Genomic DNA, 19,900 nt, shown 5'->3' with positions numbered 1-19,900 from the left:
TGGATGCTGGGCTCGGCGGGCGCGTGTCCCGCCAGCGCCCTCACGCCATCGGCGCTTGTCCCCGCACGAGCCCGTGCCCGAGATCGGCGTAAAAGTCTCCCTTCCCCAGAAGCTCCTCCGCCCCTCCCTGGTCCAGGATGATCCTCGAATTGACGACCTCCTGCACCCGCAGCGCGACCCTCCCGCCCAGGTTCGCTTTGATCTCTCCAGGCACCGTCGTGCGGTCGGGCCGCTGCGTGGCCAGCACGAGGTGAATCCCGGCCGCGCGAGCCATCGACCCGAGGCGCTTCACCGCATCCAGGAATGGCTGCCGGGTCGCCCTCGACGCAATCAAGTCCTGAAATTCGTCCACCACGACCACCCGCCGTGGCAGCGGTGCAGGCGCGGTCTCATTGTAGTCGTCGATGCTCTGCACCTTCCGGTACTCGAAGAGCGTGTATCGCTCCTCCATCTCGGAAACGAGCGCGTCGAGCTCCGCGAGAAGCGCCTCCACATCGTGCACGATCGGCCCTGCCAGGTGCGCGCCGATCCCCGCAGCGAGCCCGCCGAACGTCACGCGCTTGGGATCCACCAGCGTGAACCGTATGGCTGCCGGCGGATGAAAGTGACAAAGCCCGACGACGAGGGCACGCAAGAAAACCGATTTGCCGCTCCCCGTCTGACCGGCCACGAGCAAGTGGCACGAGCTTCCGTCGGCGAGGTCCCCGGCGATCACCTCGCCATCGAGCCCCTCCCCGAGCACGAAGCGCCCCGGCCGCTCCCGCAAGAATGCGGCTTTGCGCGCGAGCAGGGTTTCGAGGTCGACCTTGCGCGGCACCTTCCGCGGGGCCGTGAAGTATCGCCGCGCCTCCTCCCGCTCGAACCGCACGTTGTACCCGGCGAGGTGATGCTCCACGTCCTGGGCTGCGCGATCGAGCTGCGCCACACGCTGCCGCGGGCTCGTGACCTCGATGCGCAGGAGCCGCGGTCCAACGGTCTTTCGGCCAAGGCTCGCGATGACCCCCTGTCGTTTCAGCTGCGCCACGATTTGCGTGGCGAGGGCCTCGGCCTCCGCCATGCCCTCGGAGTCGTCCGGCGGAGCGCCCATGGGCTCGCGCGGAGGGGGCAAGGTGAGTCGTCCGGCCGGATCCGGCATGGGGCGAGCTGCGCCCGCAGGTGGCTGATCGCGAGGTTCGAGCGCGTCTCGGTACGTCTCGACACACGCCGATCGTACAGGGCACGTCGGGCAGAGGTCCCGGCGCGAGGTCGCAGGCGCGTTTTCGGGGCGCTCCGACCAGCTCACCATATTGCCGAGGAGGGGCAAGAGGGTCCGCTCCACGATGCCATCCGCAGCCACCGGCGAGAGCTTCGTCTCGATGAGCCCTGGTTTGAAGCGCAGGATGAGCGGGTCGGCGTCGACATCGAGCGCGCAGCGCAAGAGGTAACGGTAGAGCGCCACCTGCGCCTGGTCGAGCTCCTGGTTGGCCTCGTCCGTGAGCTTGTATTCGACGACATCGACGGCGCCTCGCGCCCGGCCATACACGGCGTCGATCCGGCCCGAGACACGTACCGGTACTTCCCCGGACGCGTCGAGCACGGCGTCGACCGCGAGCTCGGCGTGCTGAATGAACGCACGCAAAGCCTCCGCCGGCCCGCGTCCCGTGCCCTCGATTTGTTTCGCCAGGTAGCGCGCGAGCTCCCGCAGCGCCTCGGCCAGGTCGTCGATCTCGCCGGGCATGCTCGCCGCGCTGGGGTTCGCTTCGAGCTCGTCCACGAGGTGGTCGAGGAGCCAGGCCGAGAGGGCATCTGCTACACGTTCGCGCGGCGCATGCGGAGGGAGCGCGCGCACGGGCTCGGGAGGACGCTCGAGCTCACGCGAGAAACGCTCCGCGATGCGATGGAAGAGCGCGCCCAGGGACGAGGCGCCGATCGGGAAAGCGACGGCCTGGCCACGTGCGCGCCCGAGCGCGAAGACACGCGGGCAGCGAAGAGCGTTGCGGATCTCGGTGACGGAGAGCTCGCGGGCGCCGCGTCGGGGGAACGACTGGGGGCTCAGCGCCATGGCTCCTCCAGCGCGACGATCGCGCCGCCGAAGCGCTTGATGGGCAGCTTGGCAAGCTCCTCCATGACGGTCGCACGCGTGGCCATGGGATCACACGCGCGCACCTCTCGCACGAGGCGATCGATCGAGGCAACCCGGAGCTTGCGCAGCTCTCGGAGCACCGGACCGTCCGCCGGGGCCTTTGCCGTCGCGCGAGCAGATGCTTCCTCTGCGCGCTCTCGGGGATGGGCGGGAGGCGGCGGAGATGCGGGGGGCGCGGAGACGGGCAACGTTGCCACGAAAAGCAGGGCTTCCACCGGCCTCCACGCATTGCATCCGAGTGTGCGCCGGGCCCAGTCCATCACCGTGTCGTACGGAATGCCCCTGCCGACGTCGTCGCTCAGATCCTGCGAACGTGCCGCGCCGAGCAGGTGTTCGACGGCGAGGAGCCGTGCCAGAGCCTCGCGTTCGATCGGCAGGAACGAAGCATTGGCCTTCCCCGTGAACGTGCCGAGGAGCTTGTGAACCTCTTTCCAGGTCGGCGGGATCGCGAACGCTTGCTCGCGCAAGAGCAGGACCCTGCGCTCGTCGGCGAGCGCGATCGCTGCGCGCAGGACCCGGGCGAGGGAGGTATGGTGTGCGTGCTGCACGAAGAGCATGTCGCAGCCGCCGTCGGCCCTGCGAATGCGCAGCGCAGGAGCCCCTTCCGTCTCGCCCGTCTCGGCCTTGACCTGCGCGACCGAAAGCGCCGCGAGGAGCCCTGCGCGGACACTCTCTCCTGCCACGCCCTGGGCCTCTGCCGCGGCCTCGTCGATTCGCTTCCGTGCTCGCCCGAGGAGCTCTTGCCAGGCTACCTCGAGGCGTTCGTCCGGGGAGGTATCGACGGGCTCGGTTTCTTCTGCTTCGGGCAGGGCTCGACGCTGGTACGCCTCACCGCAGCTTTGCATCAGCATACGCGGCGTCATTCCCGGCATGACCAGCCATGAATCGACTTGTCTCGTCGAGAACGGATGCGGAAACGGCTTGCTCTTGTCGGGCAGCGCGCTCCTCCAGCGTTCGATGAGCTCTCGCCGCTCCTCGGGGGTCGGGAGCGCGAGGTGTTCGATCTTCTCCTCGAGCCGATCCCGCATGCTGGCGTGGAGCACCGGATGGATGCGCTGCATCCAGACGGCGTCGAGCGCCATCTGCACGATCACGAGCCCGCGCACCGTGTCGCGGAGCTCGCTCACGAGGCGCGCGTGCCGGATGATCCGGCTCGTCTTTCCCTCCTCTTCCGCGAGGTTCTCGAGCTGATCGAACACGAGCACGATAGGCGCACCGAACGTCGCCACCACGCCGAGGGTGCGCAGCGCGAGGATGAGATCGTCCTCGCGCAGGGCAGCGCGCTCGCCGATCATGTCGAGCTGCGCCTGGCTCGGCTCCTCGCCCGAGAGCCACGCGAAGAGCGCACGCTGGCTCAGACGGTCTGCGAAGGGCAGGCGCAGGAGGTGCTCGAGATATCGCGCGGATGTGTCTGGAAAACGATCCTCTGCCCGCGCGACGGCACGCTCGATGATCTCGCGCTGCGTGTCGGGCGGCTGCCTCGAACAGTCGTCGATGAACGACAAGGGGAAGTGAGGGCGGCCGCCCTCGAGCGTCGCGAGCATGGCCCCGACGATCACGTCGATCTGCCGGTGTTGCTGCTGGATCACCGGCTGCCTGAGCGAACGCAGCGTCGCAGAGAGCACGTGTCGGGGCGACGGATCGACGCCGACCTCGGGCCGGGTGTGCACGAAGACGGCGCGTGGACCCACCTGCTTGCGCAGTCGCGTGAACAGGTGCGTCTTGCCGATGCCAGCAGGGCCGAGCAGCAGGATCGACGTCGAGCGGGCGGCCGTTCCTTCGCGAGCCCCGGCGTCTCGAAGCTGTTCGATGTGCGCGCGAACGAGGGAGCTCGCGCGCTCGTTGATCGAGGGGACATCGATGGGCGTCGGATCCCATGCATCCGCGTGGATGGCCTGAAACGGGTTCTCCATCACGGCGAAACGCGCCTCGCGTAGGAGAGGACGGTGCCGCGGGGGCCAGGCGGGCAGAGGGGGACGTCCTCGGGCTTCAGGAACTCCGCGCCGGCTTCCGGCCGCAGCTCGAGCGTCCCGTCCTTCGCGCCCTCGGCAAGCGCGCGGTGGATGGCGTCGAGCGGGAGACGACTGCTCAAGGAGCGCACGAGATCCGGGATGCGCACGAGCTTGAGCGCCGGATCTTCGAGGCGGCGCAGGGCTTCGTCGACGAGATGCGAAGGGGCCTCGCTCGGCGTGGCTGCGGCGAGACGATGCGAGGGCTGGAGCGGCGCGAAGAGCGCCGCGAGATCTTCCTGCAAAATCGAGCGTGGTAGGCCCTTGGCTCGAGCCTTCTTCAGGGTCTTGCCGAGCTGGTCCGCCACCTTCGAAAGCTGCGCGATCTCGGCTGGATCGAGCGCACGTTCGTCGGGCCCGACCAGCACGTCCACCTGCGTCCGCACCACGACGCGCGCACGCCCTTCACGGGCGAGCTTGCCGAGCGCGGCGTTGATTTCAGCCGTCGTGGCTCCCTTGACGCGCTTGCCGACGTCCTTGAGCGGAACACGCGCGCCACCCTGGAGGAGGCTCTCGATCTGCGCCGCGAGGGGAATACGGATCGACTTCGGACCGCGCTCGAGCCCGCGTGCGACGAGCTGTCGCACGAGCTCCGCGCTGGCTTCCGGGGTGAGCTTGGTCCGCGTCAGGCGCGCGGGAAGCAGGGCTTTCGCAGCCCGTACCGCACGCTCGGCGTCGTCGACGAGCTGCGCATCTACCTGGTCGAGAAGAACGGTTTTTCGGGGCACGCCCGCCAACGTAGACCAGGTTTGTCCGCGGAGGGAAGATGGAGATTGCCGAAAGCAGCGGCGTCGAGCCCGTCAAGCCCGTTCGTCGGTCCCGGGCGGGAGCCCGGCAGCTCTCGTGGTCTGGCCGCCGACGCCCTACATGGCGATGTTGAAGAACGTGGTGATGGGGGAGGTGTTGTTGTCACACTCGAAATAGCCCAGCTCGTCCGGGTAGGGGTCCGGGGAGGGGTTTGGATCATTGTACAGCAAGCACTCGTCCGAGCACGCGCCCACGCTCACGATGTTGCTGCAGTAGGCCGTCGGCGAAACGCTGTTGTCTCCCGCAGCGCAGAATCGGACCTGGCTGCGAGCGTCCGCCACGTTGTTGGGGTCGTAGCACGAATAAATCTCCGGTGTCTCGAGGAAGAGGTTGCCCCAGAAAGCCCCCTCCCGGAGGGGGTATTGAACCCGCTCCGTCGGGCTGGTGGCCAGCGCCGTATTCGTGGGGTGACGGGCCGAGAGCGTCACCGAGGTCCCGTAGAGGTTCGTCCTGGCGGCCAGGCACGCCGTGACCGCCCGCTGGCCGCCCAGCGACAGCGAGCCTGTCGCCCAACCAGACGCGAGCCCGATGGCGCCCCAGTAGGTTTCATTGTGCACCACGCTCAGGCTGTCCGTCCAGGAGAAGCTGAATGACTGGGAGCTGGTGAAGGCGCAGCTCACCGCATACTGGACGAACAACCGAGAGTATTCGCCCCCCTGGCCCGCGTCCTGAATCGCGGCCAGCGCGCCCGACGAGAGCGAGCCCGGCGCGAGCGCATTCGACACGAGCGAGCTCGGCGCGAGTCCGTTCGACACGAGAGAGTTCGGCACGAGTGCGTTCGGCACGAGCGCGTTCGGCAGCAGCGAGTTGAGGATGTTGATCTCGTCCTCGGCCGTGCCCACGTCCTCCGACCCGGCCTCCTCGGCCGCGTCGCCCGCCATCGCGCATCCGTACAGCGCGGGAGCCACAACCAACAATAAAATGACGAAACGGTTCATGTGTCCTCACCTATTCATTCGATCACGTCGTCCAACGCGGGCGCCTTGCAGCGGTGCACCTGGTCCGGAGACTCCGAGGCGAGGTTCAAGCAGCACGGCGCTGTGATGAAGCACAGCAAGCTTGTACAATAATTTTGTGTGTTATGTCAAGAACGTCACAAAGTTCATTGGGGACAAATGAGCCTGGATTTCAGCCTCCGTGACGCTGAGCACGCTTCCGGCGCAGCGGTGGTGCCCACGTCGAGGGCCCCGGCGAGGACCTCGACCCTGTCGCCCTGGTCGCTGAGTTCAGGGCGCCGGTGCTGCTCGCGATCCCAGGATAGGCGAAGAGTCTTCGCGCCTTTGGGTTTGTCCACGGAAGGGGGCTCGCCTCGTGGTGCGCCTTCGAGTGACGCCGCGGATCGACGCCGGGCGTGCGCCGTTTCACGCTGCGTGCCTTGCGCGGATTCCGTTCCCCGCGTACGCTCGCGATCCTCATGTGGAACCGCTCGGGAATCCATGTGGCGTGCGCCTGTGCACTTCTGGCCATACCCGCGTGCGGCGGTAAGACCAAGGAGGCCACGACGCCAAGCGATACCGCGTCCACGGCGCGGAAGGTCGAGTCCGCGCAAGCGCAGACGCCGGCAGGGCCAAATCCGCTCGCTGCCCTCGACCAGGGACTGCGCCCCAACGTGATCGCGCTGAGCGATGCGGCGCCGCGCTGGTCGTTGGCCGAGCGCATGCGTCACTACAAGGTGCCCGGGGTGGCGGTCGCGGTGCTGAGAAATGGTGAGGTGGTGCAGGCGGTCGGCTACGGCGTGCGCGAGATCGGCACGCAGGACAAAGTCGATGGCGATACGCTGTTCTCGGTCGGGTCGATCAGCAAAGTGGTGACGGCGGCGACGACGCTGCGGTTGGTCGCGCAGGGACAACTCGAGCTGGACCGCAACGTCGACGATTACCTGAAGCGCTGGAAACTGCCAGCCTCCGCCGAGGTGCCCCAGCCGCGGGTGACCTTGCGCATGCTGATGTCGCATACGTCGGGGCTGGGCGTGCACGGATTCGCGGATTACCAGCCCGGCGAATCGCTGCCGACGCTGGTGCAGGTGCTCGACGGGCAGGCGCCCGCCAAGGGCGAGGCGGTGCGGTTCAAGCACGCACCGGGGATGCTCAACGATTACTCGGGCGGCGGCATCACGGTCGAAGAGGTGGCGATCGAGGATGCGACCGGCAGGTCGCTGCGGCAGTTGGCCGAAGAGCAGGTGTTCGCGCCGCTGGGCATGCGGCGCAGCACGTTCGAAAGCCCGTTGCAGGCCGCGCGCGGCAAGGTCGCCAAGGCGCACGACAGCAACGGCGCACCGACGGCATTACCGCGCGGTTGGCAAAGTTTCGCCGAGACCGGGGCGTCTGGCCTGTGGACCAGCGCATACGATCTGGGGCGGTTCGTGGGCGGCTTGATCCAGAGCTATCAGGGCCGCGCCGATTTCCTGCCGCAGCCCCTGGCGATGGCGATGATGACCGAGGTATCGCCGAGCGTGTTCGGCCTGGGGCCGCGCCTGGGCGGCACCGGCGTGGGCCGACATTTCTTCCACATGGGCGCCAACGATAGCTACCTGGCCTTCATGGAAGGGTATCCGGAAACGGGCGACGGCTATGTGATCCTGACCAACGGCAGTGGCGGCGGCAAACTGGTCGTCGAGATCCGCAACGCGCTGGCCGACGCGATCGGCCTGGGCGCGCATCCGCCGCTGCGCACCGTGGCGCTGCGTGTGCCGCCGCCTCCGGACTACGCCGGCCGTTATCGGCTCGACGCTGCCGTGCCGATGGATCTGCGCCGCGCTTTGGCCGACAGCTTCGAATACGACTCCATCCAGGTGCGTATCGTCGGCGACGCGGTCGAGATCGCGCAGCCGGGCCAGGGCAAGCCGATGTCGCTGCTGCCGCTGGGGCCGGCGCAATTCGTGCACGACGGCCTCTACATGTACGTGTTCGATTTCCGCCGCGACGCCTGGGGCAAGGTGCGCGGGGTGACGGTGTCGATCCCCGAGGCGGATTCGGTGGCGTACTACGCCCGCGAGTGATTCCACGCGGCGCGCGGCCGGCGTCGGGCGTACCTTCGGAAAGCCGGTCGAATGCATGTCGAGGCTGCCGCTTGCCGACGAAGCGAACCCGCGGCCTCATAACCTCGGGGTGCCCTCGGTCGACCCCGAGCGGCGCCGCCGCGCCCGGCGCGCACACCGGATCGGCATGGAGCCTGCTGCATTCCACAGCATGAGGACGAAATCGATGTTCCTGCTCGCAGCAGCGAGCCTCGTGTGTCTGGTCTCCGCTGGGGGCCGGCGCGCCCGGGCACAGGACAACCACGTCGAGATCACGGGATCGGTTGCAAATGTATCCGGAACCTGCCCAAACCTGGTGTTCACCGTGGCGAACCTGCGGGTCGCGACGCACGCTGGCACGAGGTTCGACGACGGCACCTGTGCCGATGTCAAGGCGGGTCGGCGGGTCGAGGTCGAGGGGACCGTGCAACCTGATGGGGCGCTGCGTGCCCGCGAGGTCGACCAGAGACCCTGAACCGGGGGACCGACGGGTGCCCGCTGCCTGGGCGAGGCCCTCCCGGCCTGACGCTGCTAGCCATCCGCGCGCAGCGGCCGTACCTCCGCGCCCTTGATCTCCAGGACTTCGGGTTTGCCCCCGTAGTACTTCGACATCCCCACGTCGATGCGCCAGACCTGCTCGTCGCACGCCGAGGTGATGCCGCCGCGCTGCACCGTGTGGCCGACGACCATGCGCTTGGCCGAGAGCATCGCCAGGGTCTCCTTCAGCACGCGACAATCCTCCGGATCGCTCGCAGCCGAGTACCGCCGCAGCCAGACAGGGCCGTCCTCTGCGGTGATGATCGCGGGCACATGATTCACGGAGCCGTCCATCCACGCGCTCGCCTCGCGGTTCATGCGCTCGAGGCCATAACGAACGTGCTTGGGCGAGATGCCCCCATGAACGAAGATCGTGTCGCCGACGATGGCGAAGAGGTTGCGCTTCGCGAGCTTCCTCGCATACGGGCCGCCAGGAAGGAATGCGGCGGCGCGCGCCTTGCCCGGCTCCGACACACGCCCGAGGCGCGGATCCGTGGTCGTGACGCCGGGCATCCCGACGAAATCCTTGAATGCGTCGTCGGTCACGTAGCGGAGATCGAGCTGGACGTTCATCAGCTCGTGGTTGCCGTTGAGCGCGATCACGGCGCCGCCCGTGAGTTTGGCCTCGTCGGCGAGGCGCTCGAAGAGATCGATGATGTCGCGATCCTCGTCGCCACGATCGATCTCGTCCCCGGTTTGCACGATCATGAGATCCTTGCCAACCCAGCGATCCTTGTCATCGATCGCCCCAGCGATCCGGAGCGCCGCGCGTGTCGCCGCGAGGTCGCCGTGGAGGTCACCAATGGCGACGATCCTTGCCGGTGCGGGGATACGCTGCACCGGCTCGGGGGACGCCGCGGCGGTCGCCGTGGGGGCGCTGGAGCCGGAGACCGCCTTCGGCCCCATGGTGGTCGGGGGGACCGCGGGATTGGGCTCCGGGATGCTCTTGTCGCAGGCGGCGAGGGCGAAGGTGAGGACGGCCAGGGAGAGCGTGCGGATCCGCGCGTGCATCGTCCTCGGGTCTACCACACCGCCCGGGATGAGCGCATCCGTGCAGCTTGAAGAGCGCCATCTTTGTCTCGCCAGCCCTGATCGTCACGTCCCGCGTGCGCGACCAACCGGAGCGTCTCGGCTGGGCTTCATCGAACGAGACGTCGGTGGTCTCCTGCTTCTCTTGCCCGAGCATGCCTATCGTCGTTGCTCGTCTGCACGCGCCAAATGTGCCTTCGCCGAGTCGGCCATCGTCACGAGCGCGGCTCCGAGCATGATGACGTCCTTGATCACGAGGCGCCCTCGTCCGCTCAGATAAGGAAAGCCGTGATGGGCGTCGCCGAGACTCGGCACCCACGCCTCGGGCGTCGTGACGAGGAACGAGAGTGTCACGAAGGACATCCCTACGACGAGGAAGCTTCCGACGGCTCCGATCGCCGGCCGCCACCAGTGCGCGGCGACGAGCACGCCAAGTGCCACGATGACGACACCCAGGCCGATCGCAAAGCTGTACGTGTGATTCGCCTCGTGCCAGGCGCGGTTTGCGGCAATGAGCTGGCCCTCCTGGTTCATGTGGCTCAGGTATTCGCGCGCCGGGTGATCGTAGAAGAAGCTCATGAACGGGCTGTTCGCGACGAACGGGACGATGCCGTCGGCCTCGTATTCCACGAACTTGAGCGCGCCGATCCACACCAGAACGACGATGAGCCCGGCACGGAGCGTGTTCATTGCGACGCGGTCCGCCCGCGCGGCCCAGCCAAAGAGCTTCGTGAGATCGATGCGCATGTCCCTTCTCCGGTTACGTGCCCGCTCCGCGCTGCGGTCGGCAGGCGGGCTTCACCGGTAAAGGTCGCGAGCGCGGGACGGATTACGCGCGCCGGATCATTTTTCCGCGTCGCCGTCGGGCTCGCTCAGGCACGCACGAAGCTCGAGTTTTGCGCGGTGCAGCAGGACCGCAACATGGCCGGGGGTGATTCCGAGCAACGCTGCGACATCCTCCCCCGGGCGGCCCTCGAGGAGGCGGAGCGTGACGACGCGCCGCTGGACTTCCGCGAGCTTCTCGATGCAACCGAACGCAGCGACGTGCGCCTCGGCCTCGAGGATGAGGTCCTCGACCGTCGGCGCGCTCTCGGCGAGCCCGGCAAGTTCCTCGTCTCCGAGGTGGACGCGCGACAGGTGGTGCTTGCGACGGCGATTTCGTGCCTCATTCCTGACGATCACGGCAAGGAGGCTGCGGCTCTCTTCGAAGTCCTCACTCAGCTTGCGCGCGTGCGCGACGCGCAAGAACGTGATGAACGCAGCTTGCGCGGCGTCGAGCGCATCCGTGCCCGTGAGCCCCTCCCTCCGCGCAATGCCGACGAGCTCCCCACGATGCTCGCGGACCAACCGCGTGATCCAGCTGATGAACCCATATTCACGCGGCGGAGTGCGCTCGGTCACGACGCGCTCTTTTAGCACGCCGCACGCGAGGAGCACGGCTGAAGGCCGCGGCGTCGTTCATCGGCGGGTAGACCGGCCTACTTTTTCATGGCTCGATAGCTCACTCGGATGTCCCCGTGTCCGTAGCTCTCTGTTTACGACATCCGTCCGGTCAAGGTCGGCCCGGCGCATGGGAGCTCGAGGGTGAATGTGGATCCCACGTCCGGCTCACTCTGGACACGGAGCGTGCCTCCGTGCGCCTCCGCGATCGTCCGGCTGATGTACAGGCCGAGCCCAAGGCCGCCGTAGTTCTTGGATACGGCGCGTTCGAAGCGCTCGAAGATCCGGCCCTGCCTCGCCGGGTCGATCCCGATTCCATGATCCGTCACCGCGAGCCGCGCCATCCCGGCCTCCTCGCAGAGGGAGATCTCGATGGGCTTGCCGGCCCCGAATTTGATCGCATTGGAGAGGAGGTTGATGACGATCTGCTCGACGCGGCTGCGATCCCAATGTCCCACGATCGGCGCGCTGTCCCGTACCGAGACCGCGCACCTGGCCCGCGCCAGATCCAGGGTGAGTTGCTCGACCACGTCATGGGTGAGGATCCCGAGTTCGACGTCCTCCGGCTCGAGGGTGAGCCGCTCCGCGTGGATTCGCGAGACGTCCAGGAGATCATCGTTCAGCCGAGCCAGGCGCGCCCCTTGCCGCAAGGCGCGCTCGACCAGCTTGCCCACGGCTTGTCCGTCGGAGAGTCGACCCGATTGGATGGACCTGCTCATCGACTGCAACGCGAGCGTGAGAGACGCGATCGGCGTGTTGAGCTCGTGTGATGCCACCGAGAGGAACTCGTCCCGCACGCGGATGGCCTCCTGAGTCTTGCGGTAGAGGCGCGCGTTGTCGATCGCGATCGCGGCCCTTCGCGCCACTTCCTGGGCCAGCGCGAGGTCGGCGTCCCCATAGCGGCGCCCCGGCGCGGACGAGGCGATGCTCAGCACCCCGAGCGTTTGCCCGCGCGCCACGAGCGGCACCACCAATCCCGTCCGGGTCCCCAGCGCGCGGATGAGCTCCGTGTGCGCGTCATCCTCACAGGTAGCCCGGATGTCTTCAATGGAGAGCTCGGGGAGCAGGAGCGCCTTCCCGGTCCGCAGGACCGTGGCAGCCGGGTGAGGGGAATCCATCCGAGGAGGGTAGCGCTGCTTCAGCTCCTCGAGCAGCGGCTCCTTCGCGGCGTCCTCGTGGGCCCCGGAGATACGCTGGATCTCGTCACCCTCCAGGATATCGATCACGCACCAATCGCAGAGCGAGCGCACGCAGAGCCGCCCCAGTCGGGCAAACGTCTCTTCGCAATCGAGGGACTCGGACAGGATGGCTCCCGCCTCGGCCAGGAAAGCCGCGCGGCGCTCCGCCTCCTCGGCCGCTGCCCGCGCCGCCTGCTCCTTGCCGTGGAGGAGCGCCTTGTCCAGGGAAATCGCCGCCTGCGTCGCGAGGAGCTCGAGGGCGACGAGCCGGTCGGGCGTGAAGGCGCCGGCGAGGAGGTTATTTTCGAGATAGAGGAAATGGACCACCTCGGTCGGCCTCAGGATGGGCATGCAGAGGACGGATTTGGGCTTGTGCCGCGCAAGGTAATCGTCGCCCGAGAACTTTCCTGCATCGGCGGCGGCATCGCCGAGGATGACGCGCTCCTTCGTCCGATGCACGTAATGGACGAGCGACACGGGGACGCGCTGCGAGACATCCTCCGGCGAAGTCACGGGGAAGCTCGTCATCGCCCCTCTCTCTTCGAGTGCGGCCTCCGCTTCGATGGATAGGCTTTTGCCCTGACACAGGATGAGGCAAGCCCTCTGCGCGCCGCCCTGCTCGAGGACGACCGTGAGCAGCGTGCGTATCAGTTTGTCGAGGACGATCTCGTTCGAGATGGTCTGCGAGGCCTTGGTCACCGAGAGCAGGTCGAGCTGCTCGGGTCGGACCGCGAAGGTGGTGGTAGGCGCGATCGGCTTCGTCTCCAGCAATCGGGGGTAGCGCTGATCGAGCTCCAGCACCTTGCCGTCGGCGCCCCAGCGAAGATAACGGGCGCGGGCCTCGCGCAGATAGGTGTCGGCGAAGAGCTCGAAGCCGCGCGCACGGTAGAACCGCGCGGCCGTCTCGTAGGCGACGGCCTCGTTGTGGACGAACCCATTGTCGCGCGCGGAGCGGATGGCCTCCTCATAGAGCTGCTCGGCTTCGAGGTGCCGCCCTTCGATGCGCGCGATCTCTGCGCCGACCAGCGCGGCGCGGTTCCGGAAGTTCTCGGGGCAGTTGTCGGCCCACACCTCGAGCGTCTCGTGGTGGGCGACGATCTCCGTGAGGCGCCGGGGCCGCTCGCAGGCAGGCGCCGTGTCGAGGTGCGCAGCCCGCGCGAGCGCGCCATGGAAATGGTATTCGGCCTGCTCGAAGCATGATGGCAACGTCGAGAGGAGCCGCTCCGCCTTCGACGCGGCCTCGACCGCGGAGGCGTGATCGCCCGCGAAGAAGCGCGCCTCCAGCTTGCGGATCCAGTACCAGCAGGTGGCAATCGAGAGGCGCGGATCGCTCTCGAGGTGCCGCTCGAACCGACCCTCGTCGAAGTCGGCGTCGTCGAAGGAGGCGAAATCCAGCGTTTTGCCCCGAAGAACCCGGATGAGCATGAGCTGTCCGGTGATGGAGTCGACGACGTGGCCGAACTTCGCCTTCCGCACGAACTCGAGTGCGTCCTCGGCCTCTCGCTGCACCTCGCCGAGCGGATCTCCCGCAGCGAGCAGCAGCGTCAAGGATTGGTTTCTGGCATAGGACGCATACGTGAGGTCGCCGGTCTCCTGCGCCGCGGCGAAGGCGCGCCGCAGGCACGCCAGGCCGGTGCGGAGGTGCCTCGTCCATGGATTGATGCTCTTGCCGAAGAGCAGGTAGACGCGGGCCTTGAATCGGAGCAACCCGCGGTTCTCCAGCAGATCGAGGCCGAGCTTGCCGAAGCGGAAGCCCGTCGCATAGTCGCCGAAGAGCGGTCCGAGGACCGTGCCGAGCCAGCTGTAGGCGAAGCACGAGGCGTCGCTGTTGCCGTGCTCGAGGCTGATGATCGTCATACGAGCAATGACGATGCAGCTCAGGTTCTTGTCGATGAACGTGGCCGGGGGCGCGAGCATCGTGAGGACATCCATCGCCGCCCGAAAGCGCGGATCCGAGAGCGACGGCAGGTCGATGAGCCCCTCGATCGGCCGTCCCCCGAGCTTTTGCCACATCCGCTCGTATTCGCGCTGGACCTCCTCCGCCGTCGGGTGCGGCGACCACTCGATGTCGATGAGCCGGAGGAACTGGAGGCCAGCGTCGACGGCGCGGTCGGTCCGATCCTGGGTGGTATAAAGGTTGAGGCGCGCGCACGTGACGGCCGCGAGGTCGACGAGGTTCGCAGCGCGGCGCCAGAGCGTCGAGAGCCGCTCTTCCGCGGCCGCTAGCTCTCCCGTCAAATACTCACACTCGGCCCGGTGGAGCTCGAGCGCGAAGACGAGCTCGTACCGCCGAACCCAGCTCTCCTCCGCGAGGAGCGCCGAGCCGGCGGCGAGGTATTTCAATGCCGAGGCGTAAGCCGCGTTCGCCTTGGCGCGCTTGCCCGCGACGAGGTTGAGCTCGGCGACGCGCTCGTTCTCCTCCCGCGACGTGATCAGCGCGGCGCCGAGGTCGAGCTGGTTCACGATTTCGAAGAGCCTCTCCTCGAGCTCGTCGGGCGCCGTGCGCGCCGAGAGCAGCCGGCCTATCTCCAGGTGCACCGCCGCCCGCTCGCCTGTGGGGATGAGCGAATAGGCCGCCTCCTGGACACGGTCGTGGAGAAACTTGTACGTGCCATCCATGCGTAGGATGAGCCCCGCGCGGACGGCCTCCCACAGGTCCGCATGCGACGCCTCCGCCGAGCGGCCGCGGACCATTGCGAGGATGGCGACCTCCGCGGTGTTTCCCAGACAGGCGAGCAGCTTCAGCGCTTCCTGGGCGCTCCTGGGAAGCCGCACGAGCTTCCCGACCATCAGGGCGACCACGTTGTCGGTGAAACCTTTTTCGCGGATCTTCGCAGAGTCCCACCGAAAGGCCCCGGCGCGCGTGTCGAATTCGATCAGGCGCTCTTCGTGAAGCGCGGTGAGGAACTGGATCGCGAAGAAGGGGTTACCGGCCGTCTTCTCGTGGACGAGGCTCGCAAGCGGCGCGGCGTCTTCGCGGGGGCAGTGGAGCGTATCACTGACGAGCGCCGCGAGGTGCTCTCGGGAGAGCGGGCGGAGCACGATGTTCGAGACGCGCGCGCCCGCCTGCCGCACCTTGTCGAGGGACGACACGAGAGGGTGCGAGGTGGTCACCTCGTTATCGCGATACGCGCCGATGACGAGGAGGTGGCGCGCCTCGGGGTGGGTCATCAGATCCTCGAGGAGTCCGAGGCGCGCCGAATCGGCCCACTGCAAATCGTCGAAGAAGACCGCGAGGGGCTGCTCCTTTCGGGCAAACACCCCGATGAAATGCCGGAACACCATGTGGAATCGGTTCTGCGCCTCGGCGAGGGGCAGCTCCGGAACCGGCGGCTGCCGGCCGATGATGAGCTCGACCTGGGGGATCATGTCGACGATGAGCTGGCCGTTCACCCCGAGCGCGGCCCGCAGCCGCTGCCGAAAGGAATCGATCCGGTCCTCGCTCTGGGCGAGGATCTCGAGCACGAGCTCCCGTAGCGCCTGGACGATCGTGGCATAGGGGATGTCGCGCTTGTACTGCTCGAACTTCCCCGAGACCAAGACGCCCTGCTGCCGGAAGATCGGCTTGTACAGCTCGTGCACCAGGGCCGATTTCCCGACGCCCGAGTAGCCGGAGATCAGCACGAATTCGGGGTTTCCGGTGGCGACCACCCGCTCGAAGGCCCCGAGGAGCGCGGAGAGCTCGTTCGCGCGACCATAGAGCTTCTGGGGCGTCTGAAAGCGCTCCGCCACATCTCGCTCCCCCAGGGGAAAGGGCTCGATCCGGCTCGTCGATTGCCAGGCCGCGAGGCATCGCGCGAGATCGTGCCGGAGACCGGCGGCGCTCTGGTAGCGCTCCTCCGCCACCTTGGAGAGCAGCCTCATGACAATGGCCGAGAGCGCCTCCGGCACCGACGGAACGACCTCCCGAGGAGGCGAGGGCGAACGCGCGATATGGCAATGCACCCACTCCAGGGGATCCGTCGCCTGAAAGGGCAGCCTGCCCGTCAGCATCTCGTAAAACGTCACGCCGAGGGAATAGAGGTCGGAGCGGTTGTCGATCCCCCGGTTCATCCGCCCCGTCTGCTCTGGCGATATGTAGGGCAAGGAGCCCTCGATGAGGCGGAGCGGCTGCGCGGCCTGCGGTTCGCGGGGAAGCCGGGAGGCGATCCCAAAATCGGCGATTTTCACCTCGCCGGCCTTTACATTGACGAGGATGTTTGCAGGCTTGAGATCCTTGTGGACGAGGTTCTGGCCGTGGACTTCCGCGACGGCCTGGGCGATGGCAACCGCGAGGGGGAGAAACTGCTCCACGCCCATGGGCGCTCTGAGGAGGCGGCAGAGCGACTCGCAGCCGGAATCCTCCGTGATCAGGGCGGGCATGCCCTCGAGCGTCTCGAGCGCGAGCGGCTTCGCGACCGCGGGGATGTCGAGCTTCCGGCCAATCTCGTACTCGTTCTTCAGGCGCTCGAGATCCCTCGGCCGGCACCGCCTCGGATCGAGCGTCTTGACCACCACCGGACGGTGATCGCTATTCCTGAGGCCGCGATGAATGGCGACTCCGTTATTCTCGAAAAGCAGCTCTGTCAGAGTGTACATGCCACGCCCTTGGCTTCCGGAAGGCGCACCACCTCTCCTTCCCCCCGCGCGAGAAGCGCCACCGGTAAGAGCTCCTGGTCCAAACCCCGACCATCCCCCACCGATGACCCTGCACGCCATGCCTGACAAACGGGGTAAGCCGACCCCGCCGCGTAGATATGTAGCGTCAATCCCTTGTCACGTAAACGGGGCCTCGATGCCTTGTGTGCCAGCAGAGCTTGCGCTCAGGCAGCGAGGCAAGCGAGACCCAGACCAGCCTATGACTCCTCGTGCGGCTCCGTCGAGCGCCCTACCGCCTAATCGACGCTTTCACGAACTCCGGCATTTGGCAAGCCTGTCCAACGCGGATCCCGATCGTGGCCGGGCCATGGAACCCGTTCGGCCGAGGTCTCGGTCGTCACGAGGTGGAGTCACCATTCGGACCCTGTGGTCAATCGAAGGTCATGGGGCACAAGGCGAAGGGCAAGCCGGGGGCTGCGCGGGGCAATTGTGCTTGACTTTCCGATCCGTTTGGATTCACTACACGCCCGGTGCTGCATACTGGATCCGTAGCTCCGTCGACACTGCAGCACGGAGAGTTCTTCGGCACGCGCGAGGTGCGTCGCGACGTCGCGGGCTTCTCGCTCTCGATTGCGGCGGCGGATCCGGCGCGGCCGGTCGCGCGCCACACGCACGAGGACGCGCACTTCATCTTGCTGCTCGACGGCCATTATCTGTCGTCGGCGCGTGGTGCGGGGCACCTGCACGCGGAGCCCGCGCTGATCTACAACCCGCCGGGGACGACGCACGAGGACACGTTCCCGGAGCACTGCGGCCGGTTTGCGGGCGTGTCGGTATCGGCGGCGCGCTTCGCAGAGGCGGCGGAGGTGGCGGCGCCGAGCGAGGCGGCGATCCGCATGTGGGAGCCGCAGGCCCTGGCGATCGCGCACCGGATCGCGGCGTTCGCAGCGCAAGGGGGCGACGCGCTGGCGCTCGAGGCGCTGTGCCTGGAGCTGGTCGGCGCGTTCAGCCGCGCGCACGCGGTGGAGCGGCGACCGCCGCGCTGGCTCGCGCGGGCGCGTGAGGTGTTGCACGATCGGTCGCGCGAAGAGCTGACGATGGCGGAGGTCGCGGCGGCGGCGGGGGTGCACCCGGTCTACCTCGCGCGCATGTTCCGGCGGTTCTTTGGCTGCACGCCGGGCGAGTACGTGCGGCGCTGCCGGATCGAGCGCGCGGCGCTGCTGGTGCGCACGACCGGGCGGCCGCTCGCGGAGATCGCGACGGCGTGCGGCTTCGTCGACCAGAGCCACATGACGCGCACGTTCACGCGGAGTTTCGCGACGAGCCCGGGGGCGTACCGTCGGCAGTACCGTGGCTAGCTGCGACCCGCATGCGCGGATCGCAGGCGGAGCACGAGGTTGCGCGCGTACAAGACGCGGAGGGCGCGACATGACACGGCGATGGCATGTGGATCTTGCTCATCGCCTTGTTTCTGTGGGGGTGTGGCGCCAGCCCGGCGCGCTACGACGGCATCGCCGGGGCGCTCACGCGCGGCGACGCGCCGAAGACGACGAGCGTGCTCGTCACGCGCGGCGGTCAGGTCGAGTACGAGCGATACTTCGCCGACGCGACGCCGGAGACGCTGCACGACACGCGCTCGGCGACGAAATCGTTGACCGCGCTCGCGGTCGGGATCGCGATCGAGCGCCACGCGCTGTCGGGGCTCGACGCGCCGGCGTTCGCGTACCTGTCGGACCTCGCGCCGTTCGCGCACGACGAGCCGGGCAAGGCGGCGATTACGATCGAGGACCTGTTGACGATGTCGTCGGCGCTCGACTGCAATGACGACGACGATGCATCGCCCGGCAACGAGGAGAACATGTACCCGAAGCAGGTATGGGCGCGCTGGGCGGTCGACCTGCCGGTGCGCGCGGACTATCAGCGCGACGCAAGCCGGCGCGGGCCGTGGCACTACTGCACCGCAGGGGTGTTCCTGCTCGGCCAGATCGTCCAGCGCGCAGCGCACCAGCCAATCGACCGCTTCATGGCGGAGCACCTGTTCGCGCCGCTCGGAATCACGCGCTGGGAGTTCTCGAAATCGCCGACCGGCGAGATCATGACGGGCGGGGGGCTGCGCCTGCGCACGCGCGACCTCGCGGCGCTCGCGCGGCTCGTGCTCGCGCACGGCCGGGCGGGCGGAGCGCAGGTCGTGCCTGCGGCCTTCGTCGACGCGGCATTGAAGGTGCACCGCGAGGCGATGCCCGAGCAGCACTACGGCTACCTGTTCTGGACGCGGGTGTACCAGACGCCGTGCGGCACGCAGACGGGCTGGTTCATGGGCGGCAACGGCGGCAACGCGGTGGTGATGTTCCCGGCGCTCGACGCGGCGGTGGTCGTGACCCGCACGAACTACAACATGCGTGGTATGCACCAGCAGACGACGCACCTGATCGAGGACGAGATCCTCCCGGCGCTGACCTGCGGGCGGTGAGCGGGGTTCAGACCGGGCCCCGACCCCGGCGGCCGTGACGGCGCCGTAAGGCCAGGAGGCCCAGGGCGATTCCGCCGAGGATGCCTGCGCTGTTGCTCGAGCGGCTGGAGGCACCCCCGGCGGTGCGGCAGGCGCAGCTTCCCTCGGGCGGTTGTTGCCCGCCAGTGCCGCCGCTGTCCTCGCCGCCAGCCCCCGAGCTGCTGTCGGCGGAGCTTGCGCCACCCCCACCCGAGCTACCCGTGGAGCCCGACCCGCCGGAGCCGCCCGTACCCGTGCTGCTGCTCGTGGAGCCCGACCCGCCGGAGCCGCCCGTACCCGTGCTGCTGCTCGTGGAGCCCGACCCGCCGGAGCCGCCCGTACCCGTGCTGCTGCTCGTGGAGCCCGACCCGCCGGAGCCACCCGTGCCCGTGCTGCTGCTCGTCGAACTCGAGCTACTCGTGGCGGCGTTCATGCAGGTGCCTCCCATACACGTCCCGGAGGCGCACGTCGTGCCATCGGGCGCGCTCCCATCCGCAGGGCAGCTCGTCGAGATTCCATTACACGTCTCGGCCATGTCGCATTCGCCCACGGCAGGCCGGCAGGGCGCGCCTAGGTGGCTGGTGTCGATCGCGAGCCCGTCGAAGAGGTCGTGGCCGCTCGTGTTCCCATGGCCGCCAGGGTGCATATCGGACAGGTCGCCTGACGGCTGATAATGGTTTGGATCGTCTTCTGGTC

Annotated in this window: 13 protein-coding genes; 5 read left to right on the top strand and 8 right to left on the bottom strand. The window is 67.8% G+C overall.

The genetic code is table 11. The features are described 5' to 3' along the window. Positions 1 to 40: 40 nt before the first annotated feature. The 4 genes from QHF83_RS35645 to QHF83_RS35630 all read right to left on the bottom strand — a co-directional run bounded on the left by QHF83_RS35645 (position 41) and on the right by QHF83_RS35630 (position 5,876). Positions 41 to 2,041: an FtsK/SpoIIIE domain-containing protein gene (locus QHF83_RS35645; RefSeq protein ID WP_282422491.1), complete on the bottom strand. Its 2,001-nt coding sequence runs from the start codon at positions 2,039 to 2,041 to the stop codon at positions 41 to 43. Further along, positions 2,032 to 4,038, bottom strand: a complete 2,007-nt coding sequence (locus tag QHF83_RS35640; protein ID WP_282422490.1) for a hypothetical protein — start codon at positions 4,036 to 4,038, stop codon at positions 2,032 to 2,034. The genes QHF83_RS35645 and QHF83_RS35640 overlap by 10 nt, the downstream gene beginning before the upstream one ends. After that, complete coding sequence (locus QHF83_RS35635; protein WP_282422489.1) at positions 4,035 to 4,859, bottom strand: hypothetical protein; 825 nt, start codon at positions 4,857 to 4,859, stop codon at positions 4,035 to 4,037. The genes QHF83_RS35640 and QHF83_RS35635 overlap by 4 nt, the downstream gene beginning before the upstream one ends. Positions 4,860 to 4,994: 135 nt before the next feature. Further along, positions 4,995 to 5,876 carry a hypothetical protein gene (locus QHF83_RS35630; protein ID WP_282422488.1) on the bottom strand — a complete coding sequence of 294 codons (882 nt, stop codon included), beginning with the start codon at positions 5,874 to 5,876 and terminating at the stop codon, positions 4,995 to 4,997. Between the two features lie 413 nt (positions 5,877 to 6,289). Here QHF83_RS35630 and QHF83_RS35625 point away from each other — a divergent pair, with 413 nt between their 5' ends. Beyond that, complete coding sequence (locus QHF83_RS35625; protein ID WP_282422487.1) at positions 6,290 to 7,936, top strand: serine hydrolase domain-containing protein; 1,647 nt, start codon at positions 6,290 to 6,292, stop codon at positions 7,934 to 7,936. A 205-nt stretch (positions 7,937 to 8,141) separates the two neighbouring features. After that, positions 8,142 to 8,429, top strand: a complete 288-nt coding sequence (locus QHF83_RS35620; protein ID WP_282422486.1) for a DUF5666 domain-containing protein — start codon at positions 8,142 to 8,144, stop codon at positions 8,427 to 8,429. 56 nt (positions 8,430 to 8,485) lie between these two features. Here the strand turns inward: QHF83_RS35620 and QHF83_RS35615 are convergent, their stop codons facing one another. The 4 genes from QHF83_RS35615 to QHF83_RS35600 form a co-directional block, all read right to left on the bottom strand. Beyond that, positions 8,486 to 9,502 carry a metallophosphoesterase gene (locus QHF83_RS35615; RefSeq protein WP_282422485.1) on the bottom strand — a complete coding sequence of 339 codons (1,017 nt, stop codon included), beginning with the start codon at positions 9,500 to 9,502 and terminating at the stop codon, positions 8,486 to 8,488. 177 nt (positions 9,503 to 9,679) lie between these two features. Next, positions 9,680 to 10,267, bottom strand: coding sequence for a DUF417 family protein (locus QHF83_RS35610; protein ID WP_282422484.1), 588 nt, complete (start codon positions 10,265 to 10,267; stop codon positions 9,680 to 9,682). Between the two features lie 96 nt (positions 10,268 to 10,363). Then, a complete protein-coding gene (locus QHF83_RS35605) occupies positions 10,364 to 10,921 on the bottom strand; it encodes a sigma-70 family RNA polymerase sigma factor (RefSeq protein ID WP_282422483.1) in 558 nt (185 codons plus the stop codon). Between the two features lie 134 nt (positions 10,922 to 11,055). Next, entirely contained in the window at positions 11,056 to 16,716 is a 5,661-nt protein-coding gene (locus tag QHF83_RS35600; protein WP_282422482.1) for an ATP-binding sensor histidine kinase, read from the bottom strand. Between the two features lie 596 nt (positions 16,717 to 17,312). On the opposite strand from QHF83_RS35600, the gene QHF83_RS35595 reads away from it, so the two are divergent. The 3 genes from QHF83_RS35595 to QHF83_RS35585 all read left to right on the top strand — a co-directional run bounded on the left by QHF83_RS35595 (position 17,313) and on the right by QHF83_RS35585 (position 19,875). Next, positions 17,313 to 18,074 (top strand): helix-turn-helix transcriptional regulator, encoded by a 762-nt coding sequence (locus QHF83_RS35595; protein ID WP_282422481.1) that lies wholly within the window; start codon positions 17,313 to 17,315, stop codon positions 18,072 to 18,074. Between the two features lie 86 nt (positions 18,075 to 18,160). Beyond that, positions 18,161 to 19,186 carry a serine hydrolase gene (locus tag QHF83_RS35590; protein WP_282422480.1) on the top strand — a complete coding sequence of 342 codons (1,026 nt, stop codon included), beginning with the start codon at positions 18,161 to 18,163 and terminating at the stop codon, positions 19,184 to 19,186. A gap of 80 nt (positions 19,187 to 19,266) precedes the next feature. Then, positions 19,267 to 19,875: a hypothetical protein gene (locus QHF83_RS35585; protein ID WP_282422479.1), complete on the top strand. Its 609-nt coding sequence runs from the start codon at positions 19,267 to 19,269 to the stop codon at positions 19,873 to 19,875. Positions 19,876 to 19,900 lie beyond the last annotated feature (25 nt).

The sequence above is a fragment of the Polyangium sp. 15x6 genome, assembly GCF_029960785.1.
Lineage (GTDB): Bacteria > Myxococcota_A > Polyangia > Polyangiales > Polyangiaceae > Polyangium.
Note: the sequence above shows the minus strand (reverse complement) of the source record. Positions and strands in the feature narration are given on the sequence as shown.